This window comes from Pedobacter polysacchareus, from assembly GCF_019802255.1.
GTDB classification, from domain to species: Bacteria; Bacteroidota; Bacteroidia; order Sphingobacteriales; family Sphingobacteriaceae; genus Pedobacter; species Pedobacter polysacchareus.
The window spans coordinates 45996-61600 of the sequence record NZ_JAHYSS010000001.1 but is presented as its reverse complement, the minus strand read 5'-3'; the positions used below and the strand labels follow the sequence as shown (position 1 = coordinate 61600).

Sequence of the window (15605 nt, the reverse complement as noted above, 5' to 3'; positions counted from 1 at the left end):
CATGAAGAAAAGAAATTTATATATAGCGACACTGACTACGATAGCGGTCTTGTCTGGCTCCTGCAAAAGGGAGTTGTTAAATCCTGTTCCTGAAACGACTGTTTCAATTGAGTTTGCTTTTGATACACCATTCCGTATCGAGAGCCAGGCGGTTTCTTTATATGGTTCACTTAAAAATGGGAATCTATATGGAGGACGTTATTTGGTATATGGAAATGTTAGAGGAGAGGATTTTATCAATGAAACCTCAAATCTGGTGACAGCCTCCGATGTATGGAACATGAACGTAGCCAATAGTGCTACATCTGTAAAAACATTATGGTTGCAAGGTTATTTGACCATCAACAGGTGTAATGTGTTTATTGAAGGAATGGCCTCAAAAGGTATCAGTGTGGTAGGTGAAGCTGCTGCTGCTGGTTATATTGCCGAAGCAAGACTGGTTAGGGCGCTTACTTATTATAGTTTATTGCAGTTGTACGCTCGTCCGTATGCAGATGGTAATGGAACTAAACCAGGTTTGCCATTGAGATTAACCGGGATTACCGGTCCAGGTTTTTCTGATCTCGCCAGAAGTTCAGTTGCGGATATTTATAAGCAGGTACTTGCGGATTTAGATTTTGCAGAAACAAATCTGAAGTCTACTAATGGGAATGCGCTTTTAAATACGACAAGAGCTCATAAAAATACAGCAATTGCCTTAAAAACAAGGGTATATTTATCAATGGGTAAATATCCTGAAGTGATTCTTGAAGCCAACAAGATTGTTCCTGCTGTTGCACCATTCAAAGCCACTTCAGGAGTGGCTAATGAGATGCAAGCGGATATCACGACTGTATTTAAAAGTCCTTACACAACTACAGAATCTGTGTTTTCATTGCCGATGAGCACGAGCGCATCACCATTGGATTATCCAGGTACACAGAATTCATTAGCGAGTTATTTCTATTTTACGAATGCTACACCAGGAGTTACGGAGTTTTCACTCAATGCGACTGGTATAGTGGCTGATGCAAATTGGAAAGCGACCGATAAGAGAAGAAGTCTGGTTTTTAAAGCGACAAGTGGAAAACAGTTTGTTTCAAAATTTACGGCTCCTAATCCATACACAGACTGGGCTCCGGTGATTCGTTGGCCAGAGGTATTGCTGAATCTTGCGGAAGCGCGTGTGAGAAGCACAAATACTGTGGATGCACAAGCTTTGCTGCTGTTGAATGCGGTACGTCAGCGTTCAGATGCAACTACAGTTTTGGCGCCGGCAAATGTGGCTGATTTTACTACCGCTTTGTTGAATGAAAGAAGAATAGAGTTTTTAGGGGAAGGATTAAGAGCTCCTGATTTAACTCGTTTGTTGCTGCCTATTCCTGGTAAAGGTGGTGCTCCTGGAAAAGGACCTACTGAACCTGGCTATATCTGGCCAATTTCTTCTGATGAATTGTCGTTGAATAAATTGATGACAGACAACTAATACTTGTGTCGATAGAAAGTAAATAAAACAGGGGCATTTCGAAAGAACTGCCCCTGTTTTTATAGGATATCTCCTGAAAACTGGTTGGAACCAAATGCTACTGAGGTGTCAGATATGATGTTCTTTAAAAGCTGAATTTAACCTGATGAACTTCCACAGAAAGCTGCGCAGGTTTTCCGATCACCATGGCTCGATTATCATCAATATGGCCTACAGGGAAGTTATAACAAACAGGATAATCATAATCCTTTACGATTTCTTGTATGATTTGTTCCGGACTTTGTCCGAATGGAAGTTCTTCTACCTCATACCCATTAAATGCACCAATAATTAATCCTTTTAATTTGGCCAGTTTACCACTTCTTTTCAGCGCTCTTATCATCCTATCGATTGCATATTCATGTTCCCCTACATCTTCCAGGAAAAGGATTTTATCCGTATAGTCGAATGCAGAACTGGAACCTTCCGAAGCGATTAATAAAGTTAAGTTTCCACCAATCAGGATTCCTTCTGTATTACCGGGTTTGTTTTCGAAATCACTGCTATAGCTGTAAGTTTGTGGTTCTCCAAATAATGCTTTTCTTAGCGATTCCAATGATTCAGCTGTGCCGGTTTCAAATGTTTTAGGCATTTGACCATGGATGCTTTGGGTGTAGGCTTGGGCGAAAGTATGAGAAAGCAGGATGGTAATGTCACTGAAACCAATGATCCATTTGGATTGATCATCTGGTACTGCTGATTTGAATGGACTAAAATCAAGCTCATCAACAATTCTGATGGTGCCATAACCGCCTCTGGAAGCGAAGATGGCTTTGATTTCCGGATCGTCTAAAAAGGTTTGCAGGTCTTTTCGCCTTTGCTCATCTGTACCTGCGAATTGATCATGCGCAGCATAAACATTTTCGCCAAGGACTACCTGCAGCCCCCAGCCTTCTAAAATGGCGATCGCTTTGCTCAGGTCTGCTGTTAATTTCTTGGCAGGAGAGCTGATTCCAATTTTGTCTCCTTTTTTTAAATATGGCGGCTGCTTAATCATAGGTAAAACACTTATATTTGACAAAATAATAAAAATAGTTTTGGATAATAGTAAAATAAAGAGATATACGGTTACGGCCGCTTTGCCTTATACAAATGGGCCAGTGCATATTGGACACCTTGCTGGTGTTTATTTGCCTGCGGATACCTATGTGAGGTATTTGCGTTCGAATAAGAGAGATGTGAAGTTTATTTGTGGATCGGATGAGAATGGCGTGCCTATTACCCTTAAAGCTAAAAGGGAAGGGGTTAGTCCTCAGGTGATCGTTGATAAATACCATAAAATCATTGGCGACTCCTTTAGGGATTTCGGTGTTTCTTTTGACATTTATCACCGTACTTCTTCTTTGATGCACCATCAGACCGCTTCAGAATTCTTTGAAAACCTTTATGAAAAAGGGGTTTTTACCGAAGAGGTGACAGAGCAATATTATGATGAGAAGGCGCAGACTTTCCTGGCAGATAGATATATCACAGGAACTTGTCCGAAATGCGGAAATGAGAATGCTTATGGTGATCAATGTGAGAGCTGTGGCAGTACATTAAATGCAACAGACCTGATCAATCCTAAATCGACACTTTCTGGCGAAAAACCAGTAAGGAAAGAGACTAAGAACTGGTTCTTACCACTGGATAAATATGAGGATCAATTGAGAACTTATATTGAAAGTCATAAAGAGTGGAAACCAAATGTTTACGGACAATGTCAGTCCTGGTTGAATGCAGGTTTACAGCCTCGTGCAATGACCAGAGATTTAGACTGGGGTGTAAAAGTTCCGGTTAAAGATGCAGAAGGAAAAGTGCTTTATGTATGGTTTGATGCGCCTATCGGCTATATTTCGGCCACTAAGGAGCTGTTCGAATATGCCCGTCTGGATGTATGGAATCCTAAAGCAGAAGAATATTATATCAATAAAACAGGCTTAAATAAAGGCAACTGGGAAGATTATTGGAAAGATGAAGAGACGAAATTGGTTCACTTCATTGGTAAAGACAATATAGTGTTCCATTGTGTTATTTTCCCTGCGATGTTAATGGCACATGGAGATTACATTTTAGCGGATAATGTGCCGGCAAATGAGTTCCTGAATTTAGAAGGCCAGAAGATTTCTACCTCTAAAAATTGGGCAGTTTGGCTGAACGAATACCTGGAAGAGTTTAAAGGTAAACAGGATGTGCTGCGTTATGTATTGACGGCTACCGCTCCTGAAACAAAGGATAATGATTTTACCTGGAAAGATTTTCAGGCAAGAAATAACAATGAGCTGGTGGCAATTCTTGGGAATTTCATCAACAGGGTAACTGTATTGACGCATAAATATTTTGCAGGTAAGGTGCCCATGTGCATGGAGATCACGCCGGTTGATGTGGCGGTAATGGATGAGCTTGCTGCTTATCCTGCTAAGATCAGTGCATCAATTGAAAATTATCGCTTTAGAGAGGCTTTAACGGAGGTGATGAATGTGGCGCGTTTAGGTAACAAGTACCTGGCGGAAACAGAGCCTTGGAAAGTGATCAAAACGGACGAAGATAGGGTGCGTACAATCTTAAATATCAGTTTACAGATAGCGGCTAATATTGAGATCCTGATTGAGCCATTCTTGCCTTTCACGGCAGATAAGCTGATGAAGATGCTGAATTATGGCGGTCACCAGTGGGAAGATGCAGGTAAAGTGAATTTACTGCACCGCGGTCACCAGTTGAATGAGCCGGTATTGTTGTTTGAGAAAATCGAAGATGAAGAGGTTCAGGCACAGATTGACAAATTAAATAAAAGTAAATCTGATAACTTATTGACTACCGCTGAAGTTGCTCCTGCAAAGGAAAACATTCAGTTTGAGCAGTTTGGTGCGATTGATATCCGCGTTGCAACCATCATCGCTGCAGAGAAAGTAGAAAAAACTAAAAAGCTGCTGAAATTAACAGTAGATACTGGCATCGATCAGCGTACTGTAGTATCCGGTATCGCAGAGTTTTTTAAGCCGGAAGATATTGTTGGTCAGCAGGTAAGTTTGGTCGTAAATCTTGCACCAAGAGAAATAAAAGGAATTTTGTCACAAGGAATGATTTTAATGTCTGAAAATTCAGAAGGAAAACTTACTTTTGTGGCTCCTGTAGCAAACCATGGTAATGGCAGCGTAATCAGGTAGGTTCTGGTCCCGTAGTTCAACGGATAGAATAGAAGTTTCCTAAACTTTAGATATGAGTTCGATTCTCGTCGGGACCACTTGTTAAAATTAGTAAAAGGCTGCAAACTCAATGATTGCAGCCTTTTATGTTTTATAGCAAACTATCATTCTTGGCAATGTGTCCTATCTTTTCTAACCAATTTTTTCTGTCAGATTCAGATAGTTCATACAGAGGGCCTATAAAATCGGTTTGTATATAAGCTATACCACAGTATTCCAATATGCCTTTCTTCAATTGAACAAGACCGCTTGAACCATGCGATAACCAAATTGTAAATTTGGATTGAATTTTAATTCTCTGATGGCGATGTATCTCACTTCTGCACCTGCTGTGATAGCCGATTTGAGGTAAGATTGTGCGATGGCTTCATTGAAACTTTCTTTATCTGGATGTCCATTGATGACTAAGATGTTTTTCATTATTTCTGATCTAAAATTTGTTTTAGCAATTCAACTTGCTGCGTATAAAAATTGTTGCTCAATGTGCAGGGAAAAAAATCGAAGGCATGTACCGCTCCTTTTATCTCGAGTAGATCTACGGAAATAGCTGCCTCCTGTAATTTGCTGGCATACAATGCATGCCATAGCGCATGATAATCTATATAATGAAGACCTGAAGCGCCATTTAGTGAATGCAATTATCGTTATCGCTGCAAGAAGTATTTCTGTGGTCAGACCGGAACATATTTTGCCCAATGCCGATGCACGCATCCTGCAGATTCTAGATTATATTCAAGAGAACATCCGACAGCCGGGTAGATTGAAAATTGCCGCAATCGCTGAAAAATTTTCCATATCACCAACCTACCTCGGGAGTTATTTTCGTGACCAATGTGCAGAAAGTATTCAGCATTACATTTCTTCCTATCGAATTCGACTGATTGAACACCGGCTTCGATTTAGCGACAGACGTGTCCATGAAATCGCAGAAGAATTTGGGTTTGGCTGGAAAATAAATATTGCTTAATTAATCTTCAGCAATTTCCCTGATCAAAGCATCGCATTCCTGAAAGGCTTGATAGAGATACTTGTTCCGGTGTTTTTCGCCCTGCCCGCTAAAAGAAACAGATTTTCGCATCAGACTTTGCATCCATATTTTGGTCTGACTGCAATAATTATGGTCTTCTGTCTTCAGAAAATTAAAAGTATTAAAGCGATTGAAACAGGCGGTAGTTCCATCGGCTTCGGCTAAATAAGCAATAGTACCCAATACGTCGCAGCTGTACCAATTAAAAGTATGAGCAGCATCAATGGTCTTTTTACTGCTTGTGGCGTACATATTGATATCGGTCAGGCAATAACGCAATTGCACGACAAGCTCTTCCGCCAGGGCTTTATCACTGATATAACCAGCTTCAAAAGCATAGCGAATCTGCTCCAGACTCCCATGAATGGCATTCTTTGACCATATCTCTATACTAGGGATCTCCAGGTAAATTTGCTGCAGCTGTTGTGTAATGGATAAGATCTCTTCTGTAATTAATTCTCTGCTGAATTTCTGAGGCTGACTGCTGATGCTTTCGAACCAGAAAAATAATTTAAATGCTGCTAGTTCTGGGTATTTGAAGAGGTGGAATAGGGGAATATCATCTGTAACGATAGTCAGCTGTTTTTGTTTTGCTGCATGGATCTGCCTCAGGTTCTGTAATAGATCTTGGAGATAAACGACCATATTACTGCCTTCTTCTGCTATTTTTGAATAGCTAAAAGTTACCGTGGGTACTTCTTCTGGGTGATAAATTAGGGGCACTTTGAACTGATCAGCAAGCTTAATTAGTTGCTGCAAGGTAAGTGCGCTTTTATTCCTGATCTTTTTGTACGACTCATTCAAGCTGATGTTTAAACACTCCGATATACTTTGCGCTGGATTTTGATAAGCGGGCAGCGCCGATTTAAGCCTTTCAATAAAATTTGCCTGAATGTCTGTCATAAAAGATTATTATCTAACGTTATTTTATCCCTGTTTTTTTATTTTATAGTTCCTTTTTGGTGTTGTAATTCATTTAATAAATTAATTCATAATGATAAGGATCATCAAACTAATTTAAAAGATTATTTTTCTATTTTATCATATCTTTTAATAATAATCTAATTGTTTTCAGGCATTTACATTTGGTTTAAGAATCTAAAACCAATGTATGATGAAAAGAATATTAATCGGTATCGTTTGTAGCTTATGTCTACCACTTATCTCTTTTGCTCAGGATGTTGAAGATGATGAATACAACAATTTCTATCTAGGTGCAGAATTTGGACGGGATTTTAAAAATAAGTCTTTTATCCAGGGCCTCTTAACAGTGATGATGAATAAGAATTATTATCAGATCAAGGTAACGATGCTTCCGGAGAAAGACGAATTTGCGAATAGAGAAGAGGACAAGTCAAATCTTGGAATGTCTGATATCTGTTTGATGATGGGAAAAAGGTTGCGATTTTTTAAGCAGCAGGAAATTCAATTTGGTACAGGTCTCGCGTTGGTTACTGACGTAAAAAAAGATGAGCGGGTACCCATCATCCACCCAGATCAGAGGCAGCGTTATATAGAAAAGGTTACGGTTGGACTTCCTTTAGAAGCCAGGTATATTTTTCATGTGAGTCGGGGTATTGCCTTAAATTGTTCTGTACATGGAGATATTAATGCCATCAGAAGCTTTGGTGGAGCTTCTGTCGGACTAACACTAGCGATGTTTTAATTAACTAATCATATAAGTTAGTTTTGAACGAGTCTAAAAAAACCTCCAGATTACGAACCTGGAGGTTTTTGTTAGTTTAGATCTAGAAAGATGAGGTCTTAACGGAAATGATAGGATTTAAATTAGTTAATTCCGACCGCTTTTTTTAAAGATTCTCTATTTAAAGCGCCCATGTAGGTGATTGCTTTTGGCTTTACCTGACCATTGATGTCAATAGCCACATAAGTTGGGAATCCACCTTCTGCATTAAAAGCCGTTTTTAACTGGGCGACGATTTTTTCGTTGACGAAGATATGCGTCCCTGGGATTTCCATCGTTGCGATTCTTTTTTTCCAGAGTTCCAGATCAGAACCTCCCGTAGTGCATAGGTAAACGTATTCAATAGGTAAATCTTTGTTGCCCTCATGCAGGCTTTTACTGCTAGGTAAATCGGCAATACATGGACCGCACCAAGTGGCCCAGAAGTCTATGATGATGGCTTTTTTAGCGAATTTTGATTTTAGGCTAATGATGAAATCATTAATGTCTGTTACTGTATCTAATTGGTATAGGTTTGCTTCAAAAGGTAACTTCATTAATGGAATCCCAATATTGGATGTTGCTGGTTTTGTAGATAAGGCAAATAAGCTGTCTATCTTCTTTTGACCGGCATTGGCCTTTGCCAATTCTTTTGTGGCTATGTTTTTGCCCCATGCAGTTTTGATGCTATTGATAATTAAGGGGTAAGATGTTGTAAATTTATCTTTCTCTGATTCTAAAAGATTTAATTTTAATAGATCAGATTTCTGTGCCGTGTACAAACTGTCGAACAAAGCCAGGGTATTTTGTAGGACTCTTTTATCAGCTTTTCTGGATGCTGTATAGGTCTTAAGGTATCTATAATACAAAGCGCCATCATTACTTGTAAAATATGGTTGGTGGGCAGTCACTTCTTTAAAGAGTTTCTCCGGCATATCATCATTCCAATAGGAGACACAAAGATTCCCGTAAAATTCCGACAAAGTTTCATTTTTGACTGCCCAGCTGTAATCTGGAAATTCGGTCAGGAACTCCTGGTCTATTTGGGTCAGCTGTTGTTGGACAGAGTCGATTTTAGAGAGGAAAGTCGCCTCAGTAGATTTTCTTCTGGAATCGCGGAGGGTACGGAAAGTGTTTTGCAAAAGTTCTTTTTCCTTTCTTTTGAACAATACATTTTTATTCATTGCTGTATTCAGTTTTCCGTCATCTCCTGAATATTCTACCCCATCAGCAATCATAAATACGTCTTTTTTTAATGTCTTATTGAGATCAATTGTAACCGTCAATCCTGTATTGACATAAATCCCGGTATACAAATAATTGCCTACAGTTAACCAGATTTGTTGGTAAGGTAAATTTTGATCAAGGGTAATTTTTGATAAACCTTTTGCATCGGTCTCTGTAAATTTATTCACTTGGAATCCTGCGCCTAGCTGTACAAGTGTATATTTTACATGTACTTTTTTAATACTATCAGGAAGGTTCTTTACCTGGATAGTCAATACTGCGGGTTTTCGATGGAGAAGATAAGCATCCATCTTTTTGTCCTCTATCGAGATTGGAGAACTGTTTTGGGCAGCTAGGGTACTGCAATAGAAAAATGCGAGGAAGAATAGGAGTTGTTTCATAGCGTTAGGGGTTATTTCTTTAGGGTGTGTAAGGCTTTTATGACGTTCTCTTTTTTGGCTCTGGAGATCGGAATGCGGGTGGCATCATTGAGTAAAAGGTATCCGCTGTCTTCTTTGACCAGACTTTTAATGTATTTTTTATTGACTAAATGGGATTGATGGCATCGTATAAAATCATAATTGGCCAGGAGCTCTTCGTACTCAAAAATGGGCTTGGAAACCAAGATGTTTTTTCCATCAGTCAAATAGAATTCAGTGTAAGCATTGGAGGATTCACAGCGGATAATTTCCTCTGTATTCACAAACCTAATTTCTTTCGTGGAGGCCAATGCTAATTTATGATCCTTTTTAGCATCCTTATCTCTGATCAGCTCCATCAAGTTTTCCAGTTGAAGATTTTCTTTTTTCCGGTTCAGTTTTGCGGCTACTTTAGTAATGGCTGCTTTTAGTTCCTCAGGATTGATTGGTTTGAGTAGATAATCTATTGCAGAAAACTTGACGGCCTGTATGCCGTATTGGTCAAAAGCCGTTACAAAAATAACTTCAAACTGATGGTGCGGTAATGCTCTGAGTACATCAAAGCCATCCTTATCTGGCATTTGTATATCCAAAAATAATAAATCGGGCTTGGTAGCAATGATCGCTGCAACGCCATCGTCGGCGTTTGTTGCCGAACCTATAATCTCAACTGGCAAGTCGTGTTTTTGCAGCAGTTGTATGATATGCTCAATATTATTTTTTTCGTCGTCAATAATTATTGCTCTGATCATATTAACCAATTTTTGAAGGTTATCATTATTTGTGTGTTGTTATTAATTCTTTTCATCGAAAATTCAATATGCTGATCGTTGAGGGTTTGATTCAACAGCTTGATTCTTTCTTTGGTGAGTTGCAATCCAAATCCGTTAAATACATCCTGCTCATTAAAGCCTTTGCCATTATCAGTAACCAGGACCAGCATATCGTTATCTGCTTTTTCAAATGATACGCTGAGTTTTCCATTTTCCTGCAGGGAAGAAATACCGTGTTTAACGGCGTTTTCTACCAGGGGCTGTAAAAACAGACTTGGAATTTCAATTGCGTGTGTATCGATCTGCGCAGTGCTTTCTATTTGATAATTAAATCCAAAGCGTAGTTTTTCAAGGTTTAAGTAGTTTTCCAGGATCTTTATTTCAGTGGAGATACTGACAAATTCGTTGGTACTTGCTTTTAAGGAATCGCGCATCAGGCTACTGAATTCAATTAAATATTTTGAGGCATTTTCGGAATCATTTTTAGTAATCAACCCTTGTATAGAACTGAGCGCATTGAATACAAAATGCGGATTGAATTGGGAACGAATAGACTTGAGCTCGGTTTGTACCATCTGTTTTAAGGTTCCCTGTGCTTTCAGCTGTTCTGCCTGTTTTTTTGAACGCCACAACAATAAGATAAAGCCAATGGCCAGTAAAGCAAGAATGCTTAAGCCTATTTTTGCCCACAGAGTTTGATACCAGGCTGCCTGTATGGTAAAAGGGTAACTGCAAACATTCATTCTTTGTACACTATAGCGTATTTTGAGGTCATATTTACCAGGCGAAAGATTCTTGAGCCATACCAGGTTAAAATCAAAGTCATTTACGGTCCAGCCTGTGCTATCCTTTCCTTTTACCAGATTGTACTCAATGATATTTTTGGACTTAATGATGTCGTCTAAATAGAAGATCAGGTTATTTTCATTGTAATGGAATTCCTTTTTCAATTTTAGTAAAGTCGAGTCTTTACTCCAATCGGTGTTGTCTTTGGTTTCTCTTGGATCTCCCCATTGTTTCTTAAAAGTGAGGAGGAAATCGGGGAGCTGGGAAAAGGTAAATACGCCAACTACTCTCGGTTTCCATTTTACCCAATAAGCCGATAAGGACGTGTTTATGCTATCTGGGAGGTTGGTTTGACGTACCTGAAAGGTGAGGGCTTTCCCATAATCCGCTTTGAATTGTCCAAGGTAGGCTGTCACTTTGTCTATTTTGCTGGAATCGGCAATCTTAGTCATCCAATAGCTGTCAACAAATAATTTCACCTTTGTCCAGGGTAGCACTACTTTTTTATTGTTCTCCAATACCCGGAAATCATATAGCTGTGCATTTTCGGGATTAATCCCGTTAACAGTGACGATAATTCCGGTAGAATCAAATATGGGGACCGCATACTTTCCTGAATAACTATCAAATGCTTGCATATACACTCTCGAGCTAATATTGGAATAGGTTTTCAGTTGAGGTATTTTCATTGGGGCATGCTGGTAGTTGACCGCCAGTTTATTAGAAAAGAAAGCAGAGATCAATAGGTTATTCTGCTTTATAAATGTGGCTTCACGACTATAAAATGCGTTGGAGAAATACTTGCGGATAGAATCACCATTCTTATCCTTTTTAAGGATTGGACTAATGCTATCCAGATTCATCTCCAGCTTTTGCGCATGGCAATAGATTTGAAAGAAAAGGAAAAATATGGTGATGATGAGCGTTCGCATCTGCTGTTTTGATATTTAGGTTACACCAAAGTAAAGGCTTTCTCGCCCTTCTTGTATATCACGATTTGAATCTTGTAGGTGTTATTTTGAATCTGACGATTTATTTGGATCCTTTGTAAGTATATCACATTTCTTCGCTGACAAATAGAGAGAACCCCTGGATGTCATATTGATTCATTTTATCATTTATTTAAAGCAAACACATATTTCCGATCTGCGGTTTGTGTTTTCTGCAATCTTTTCATCTTTTCTAACTTCTTCAGATTGATGTAAACCGAGCAAACACACATGCGATGTCCATGTTTTCGCAATTCCAGCCATAGCGTTTCTGCGTCTAAGCCATCTCCATTTTCCTCCATATATTGAAGAATAACCCTGCTAATCCTGGAAATCCCATGTTTTGCCTCCATTCCTTTTACATCCTTCCTTTTAAATCTTCACTGCTGGTACTTCTTTCATTTGATGGTGTCCCTTTTGCCCCAAAGCGGTAGCTAAAAGATAAGAGGCCATATCTGCTGTCGGAAGCACTACGACTCAAGAACAATACATTTTCATAAGCCATCTTTCTTTTGATCCTGTAGCCTTCAAAAATATCGTTCACCATAAATTTCAAGCTTCCTTTTCCTTGGAGTACTTCTTTCTGAATGCCCGAAGAAATGATGCTGTATGGCTTGGTTGTCGTGATTCCTGATACTTCTTTTGAAATATAAAAGGCACTCAGTTCTGTTTTCCAGCCTTTACCCAGATTGAAAGTATTTTGAGAATTCAGGCTAACCGTATTGCCGCTGTTGATCATAGTTCCGGTGTTGCTATTGATCTTATACCTGTTGTGGTAAATATTCAAAAACTGACTGCCAGTCCACCATTTGAAAATCTGCGTAGATGTCGTCATACTCCATCCGAAATTGTCAAAAGAGCCAATGTTTTCCGGACGTTGGAAAGTGACAGTTCCATCACCCAGTCTGCCTACCTGTTCGGCAATCACATTTCCGGTATGGTTATAACTTAAGGTCGCGAAATAGCGCGATTTAAAACTATAACCCAGTTCCACTGCATTTACGATTGCCGGTTTTAAGTATGGATTTCCCTCATAAAAGGAGAAAGGATCGTCGTAGACGCGGAAAGGATTCAGGTCCCAATAACCCGGGCGCTTAATCCTTCGGCTGTAACCCGTCTTTAGCTGATGATTTTCATTAAAATCCCTGGTCAGGAATAAACTTGGGAAAAGACCCAGGTAATCTTTTTTAAAGACCATATTCGAAGTGAGCTGTTCCCCTTTAGTATTTGTGTATTCGGTTCGTAAACCCGCCTGCAGCTGATATTTTGACCATGCGGTGTTCAGGTTAATATATGCGGCCTGGATATTTTCTTTATAAATAAAATGGTTGCTGGTACTGCCATCAGGCAGGTAAGTCTGGTTTTGCAAAGTATCGTATTGCAGGTTATTTTCGGTGCGCACATAACTACCTTTCCAGCCTGCTTCCAGCTTTGATTTTTTACTCAGGGGGAGGATATAATCTATTTTTGCTGCATACACATCATCATTGGATGGGATATTTCCCCTTCTGCCGGAAGGCAGTCTGTTTGCAGTTCCATCAGGCAATACATACCGCGTATCCAGCTGCTGCTGCATTTTGGAAAAATGATAAACATAATCTACATCGGCTTTCAGTTCATGACCATCAGTATTAAACTTATGTACATAATTTGCATTGTAAAGCAGGTCCCTCCAGTTTTCTTTATTATTTGTCTGTGTGAGCGCAGTCCAGGAAGTTTCTGCATTGGCATTTTTTAAAATACTGCTGCTGGGCTGTGCTGTTGGGTATTTGCCGATGGCTCCATTCACTAAAAAGCCCAGTGTATTTTTCTCATTTAAGTTCAGGTCTATACCGAATCTAAAATTATGGGAACGCAGCTTTGATTTTTCCATCGTTTCCTGTTGGATGCGCTGTAATAAACTGCCATTGTCACTATAAAACAGGCGTTCGTCATTGCGCTTACTTTCGAGATTCTGATTGTTGGCATTATAGCTTCCATAGGTATTCAGCAGGGTCGTATGGTAACTTAGTGCAATGCCTTGGCCGTTTCTAATGTCTTTACCGGCACCAATATTTCCGGAAATATTACCATTAAAACCGATCAGCATATTCTTTTTAATGATGATATTCACAATCCCGCCGCTACCTGAAGCATCAAATTGCGCAGTAGGGTTAGACATGATTTCGATTCTGGAAATGGAAGACGAATTTGTTCCCCTCAGCAAATTAGCTAGCTGATCACCGGACAGATAAGTAGGTTTTCCGTTGATCATCACTGTTGTTCCTGACCTTCCTTTCAGCGATACTTCTCCATTTTCCGAGACGGTGACACCCGGGGCTTTGTTCAGCAATTCCAGCGCCGTATTGCCTTCTGCGAAGATGCTTTTCTCCACATTCATGATCGTTTTATCGAGCGTTTGCTCAATTAATTGACGCTGGCCACTGATATTTACTGTGTTTAGCAACCTGGAGTCGGCATTCAAACGAATCGAACCCAGGTGGTGTAAACTCTTCAAGGCAGTCAGCTCAATTACCGGAGAGTAATAATCTTCATAGCCTATATAGCTGACTTTTACCAGGTATTTACCGTTTTTAACCCCGGAAAGGACAAAGTTCCCGGCCGTATCTGTCATCACGGCATAAGCCTTTACAGAATCCGCAGACCGCAATACGGTTACAGAAGCGAAAGGAATGTGCTGTGCTTTTTCGTCCAGTAATTTACCATAGATATTTTTCTGGGCCTTTACCGTCATAGAGAAGGAAATAGAAAGTGTACAAAGAAGGGCAAGAATATATGTTTTCATCATGTTAGGAAGTGCTTAGAACTTGCTTCGGCTGTTTTACTGCAGCTGTAGACTTTTTAGTTTTTTTCTTTTTACCCCACCAGATATAGAAACCAGTAATGGGTAAACTGGCACAAATTAAACTGGCCAGGAAGTACAATATTTTTGTGGTTAAACCGCCAATGGCACCTACGTGAATGGCATAATTGAGCTTGCGTACCTGATCTGGAAACTTCATGTCTTCCAGACGCTTGGTCGAATTTGGCAGCAGCTCCAAGGTTAAAGGATCAAAATTCAGGTCTCTCCAAAAACCTAATGTCATGTCTGTACAGGCATAAATTGCTTCATCAGGTTTTTCAGCAAAATGGATGATGATCTGATCTTTGTTATATCTGGCAATATCATTCACTACTTTATGCCAGATGATGTCTGCATTTTGCAGCGCAGTATTTACGGATGGTCCTGAAACCTCCATCTTTTGTCTTTTTTGTCTGGGTTTGTTTTCACCGCCTGTTAACCAGTAGACCCCTTGTCCGAACCAGGAAAAGCTCATCACTAAACCGGTAATTGCCATTAGCAAGGCGATTAATAAAGAATAAAAACCCAGTACATTGTGTAAATCGTAGTTTAGCCGTTTAAAACGAGCTTTCCATTTGATCTTGAAACTCTGGTCACGACTTCTTTTATTCCATTTCTTTGGCCACCATAAAATGAGGCCGCTGAGTGTCAGCAGAAAGAAAATAAAGGTAGACCAGCCTACCACCTGGCGGCCAATGGCACGTGGCATCCAAAGGTGTCGGTGTCCTTCATCCATAAAGTGAAAGAAATCTTCATCATCCACCATCGCAATTACTTCGGCAGTATACGGGTTCACATAAACCAGAGAATCCGACTCATGGACGTTAAAATGTGCCGTTCTACCAGGACCATGATACCATACTGATTCGATATGTTTTCCAGGTAATGCCTGCTCCACAGCACGGTGTAATATAGAAGGAGCCAATACTTTTGCATTTGCAGGTTGTTCAGCATGCAGCCATGGGCGGCTGAGGCTTTTGATTTCCTGTTCAAATACCAGCACACAACCAGTGATGCTGAGGATAACCACTACAATTCCTGAGGCCAGTCCCAGCCAAAGGTGTAGCCATGCGTTTATTTTGTTGAACATAAAGTTTATAGGTAATAGGAGGAGATAAACCCCCGGTACTCCGTCGAAAGCCGAGGGTTTTCTATCAACATTAGCGGAG

13 protein-coding genes and 1 tRNA gene are annotated in these 15605 nt (G+C 39.8%); 5 read left to right on the top strand and 9 right to left on the bottom strand.

The features are described 5' to 3' along the window. The first annotated feature begins 1 nt into the window (after position 1). Complete coding sequence (locus tag K7X70_RS00270; protein ID WP_222535208.1) at positions 2-1465, top strand: RagB/SusD family nutrient uptake outer membrane protein; 1464 nt, start codon at positions 2-4, stop codon at positions 1463-1465. Positions 1466-1589: 124 nt separating this feature from the next. On the opposite strand, the gene K7X70_RS00265 is transcribed toward K7X70_RS00270, so the two are convergent. Then, entirely contained in the window at positions 1590-2501 is a 912-nt protein-coding gene (locus tag K7X70_RS00265; RefSeq protein ID WP_222535207.1) for a S66 peptidase family protein, read from the bottom strand. A gap of 40 nt (positions 2502-2541) precedes the next feature. Between K7X70_RS00265 and metG the strand changes: the two genes are divergently transcribed. Both metG and K7X70_RS00255 read left to right on the top strand, forming a co-directional pair. Continuing rightward, a complete protein-coding gene (metG, locus tag K7X70_RS00260) occupies positions 2542-4650 on the top strand; it encodes a methionine--tRNA ligase (protein ID WP_222535206.1) in 2109 nt (702 codons plus the stop codon). A 5-nt stretch (positions 4651-4655) separates the two neighbouring features. After that, positions 4656-4727: transfer RNA gene (locus K7X70_RS00255), tRNA-Arg, on the top strand. Between the two features lie 193 nt (positions 4728-4920). On the opposite strand, the gene K7X70_RS00250 is transcribed toward K7X70_RS00255, so the two are convergent. Continuing rightward, positions 4921-5109 carry an NAD(P)H-dependent oxidoreductase gene (locus K7X70_RS00250; RefSeq protein ID WP_222535205.1) on the bottom strand — a complete coding sequence of 63 codons (189 nt, stop codon included), beginning with the start codon at positions 5107-5109 and terminating at the stop codon, positions 4921-4923. A 154-nt stretch (positions 5110-5263) separates the two neighbouring features. On the opposite strand from K7X70_RS00250, the gene K7X70_RS00245 reads away from it, so the two are divergent. Continuing rightward, a complete protein-coding gene (locus K7X70_RS00245) occupies positions 5264-5656 on the top strand; it encodes a helix-turn-helix domain-containing protein (protein WP_222535204.1) in 393 nt (130 codons plus the stop codon). Here the strand turns inward: K7X70_RS00245 and K7X70_RS00240 are convergent, their stop codons facing one another. Next, positions 5657-6619 (bottom strand): cytochrome P450, encoded by a 963-nt coding sequence (locus K7X70_RS00240; protein ID WP_222535203.1) that lies wholly within the window; start codon positions 6617-6619, stop codon positions 5657-5659. It abuts the gene before it with no gap. Positions 6620-6830: 211 nt separating this feature from the next. Here K7X70_RS00240 and K7X70_RS00235 point away from each other — a divergent pair, with 211 nt between their 5' ends. Next, positions 6831-7382 carry a hypothetical protein gene (locus tag K7X70_RS00235; protein WP_222535202.1) on the top strand — a complete coding sequence of 184 codons (552 nt, stop codon included), beginning with the start codon at positions 6831-6833 and terminating at the stop codon, positions 7380-7382. Between the two features lie 122 nt (positions 7383-7504). Here K7X70_RS00235 and K7X70_RS00230 read toward each other — a convergent pair whose 3' ends face one another. The 6 genes from K7X70_RS00230 to K7X70_RS00205 form a co-directional block, all read right to left on the bottom strand. Next, positions 7505-9028, bottom strand: a complete 1524-nt coding sequence (locus K7X70_RS00230) for a TlpA family protein disulfide reductase (RefSeq protein WP_222535201.1) — start codon at positions 9026-9028, stop codon at positions 7505-7507. Positions 9029-9039: 11 nt separating this feature from the next. Further along, positions 9040-9798: a LytR/AlgR family response regulator transcription factor gene (locus K7X70_RS00225; protein WP_255606843.1), complete on the bottom strand. Its 759-nt coding sequence runs from the start codon at positions 9796-9798 to the stop codon at positions 9040-9042. Beyond that, the gene (locus tag K7X70_RS00220; protein WP_222535200.1) at positions 9795-11537 is read right to left on the bottom strand and encodes a sensor histidine kinase; all 1743 of its coding nucleotides are present in this window, start codon (positions 11535-11537) and stop codon (positions 9795-9797) included. The genes K7X70_RS00225 and K7X70_RS00220 overlap by 4 nt, the downstream gene beginning before the upstream one ends. A gap of 182 nt (positions 11538-11719) precedes the next feature. Further along, on the bottom strand, positions 11720-11947 hold the full coding sequence (locus K7X70_RS00215) for a transcriptional repressor (protein WP_062550813.1): 228 nt from the start codon (positions 11945-11947) through the stop codon (positions 11720-11722). Positions 11948-11952: 5 nt separating this feature from the next. Beyond that, positions 11953-14382, bottom strand: coding sequence for a TonB-dependent receptor domain-containing protein (locus K7X70_RS00210; RefSeq protein WP_222535199.1), 2430 nt, complete (start codon positions 14380-14382; stop codon positions 11953-11955). Between the two features lies 1 nt (position 14383). Next, positions 14384-15526, bottom strand: coding sequence for a PepSY-associated TM helix domain-containing protein (locus K7X70_RS00205; RefSeq protein WP_222535198.1), 1143 nt, complete (start codon positions 15524-15526; stop codon positions 14384-14386). Between the last annotated feature and the right edge of the window lie 79 nt (positions 15527-15605).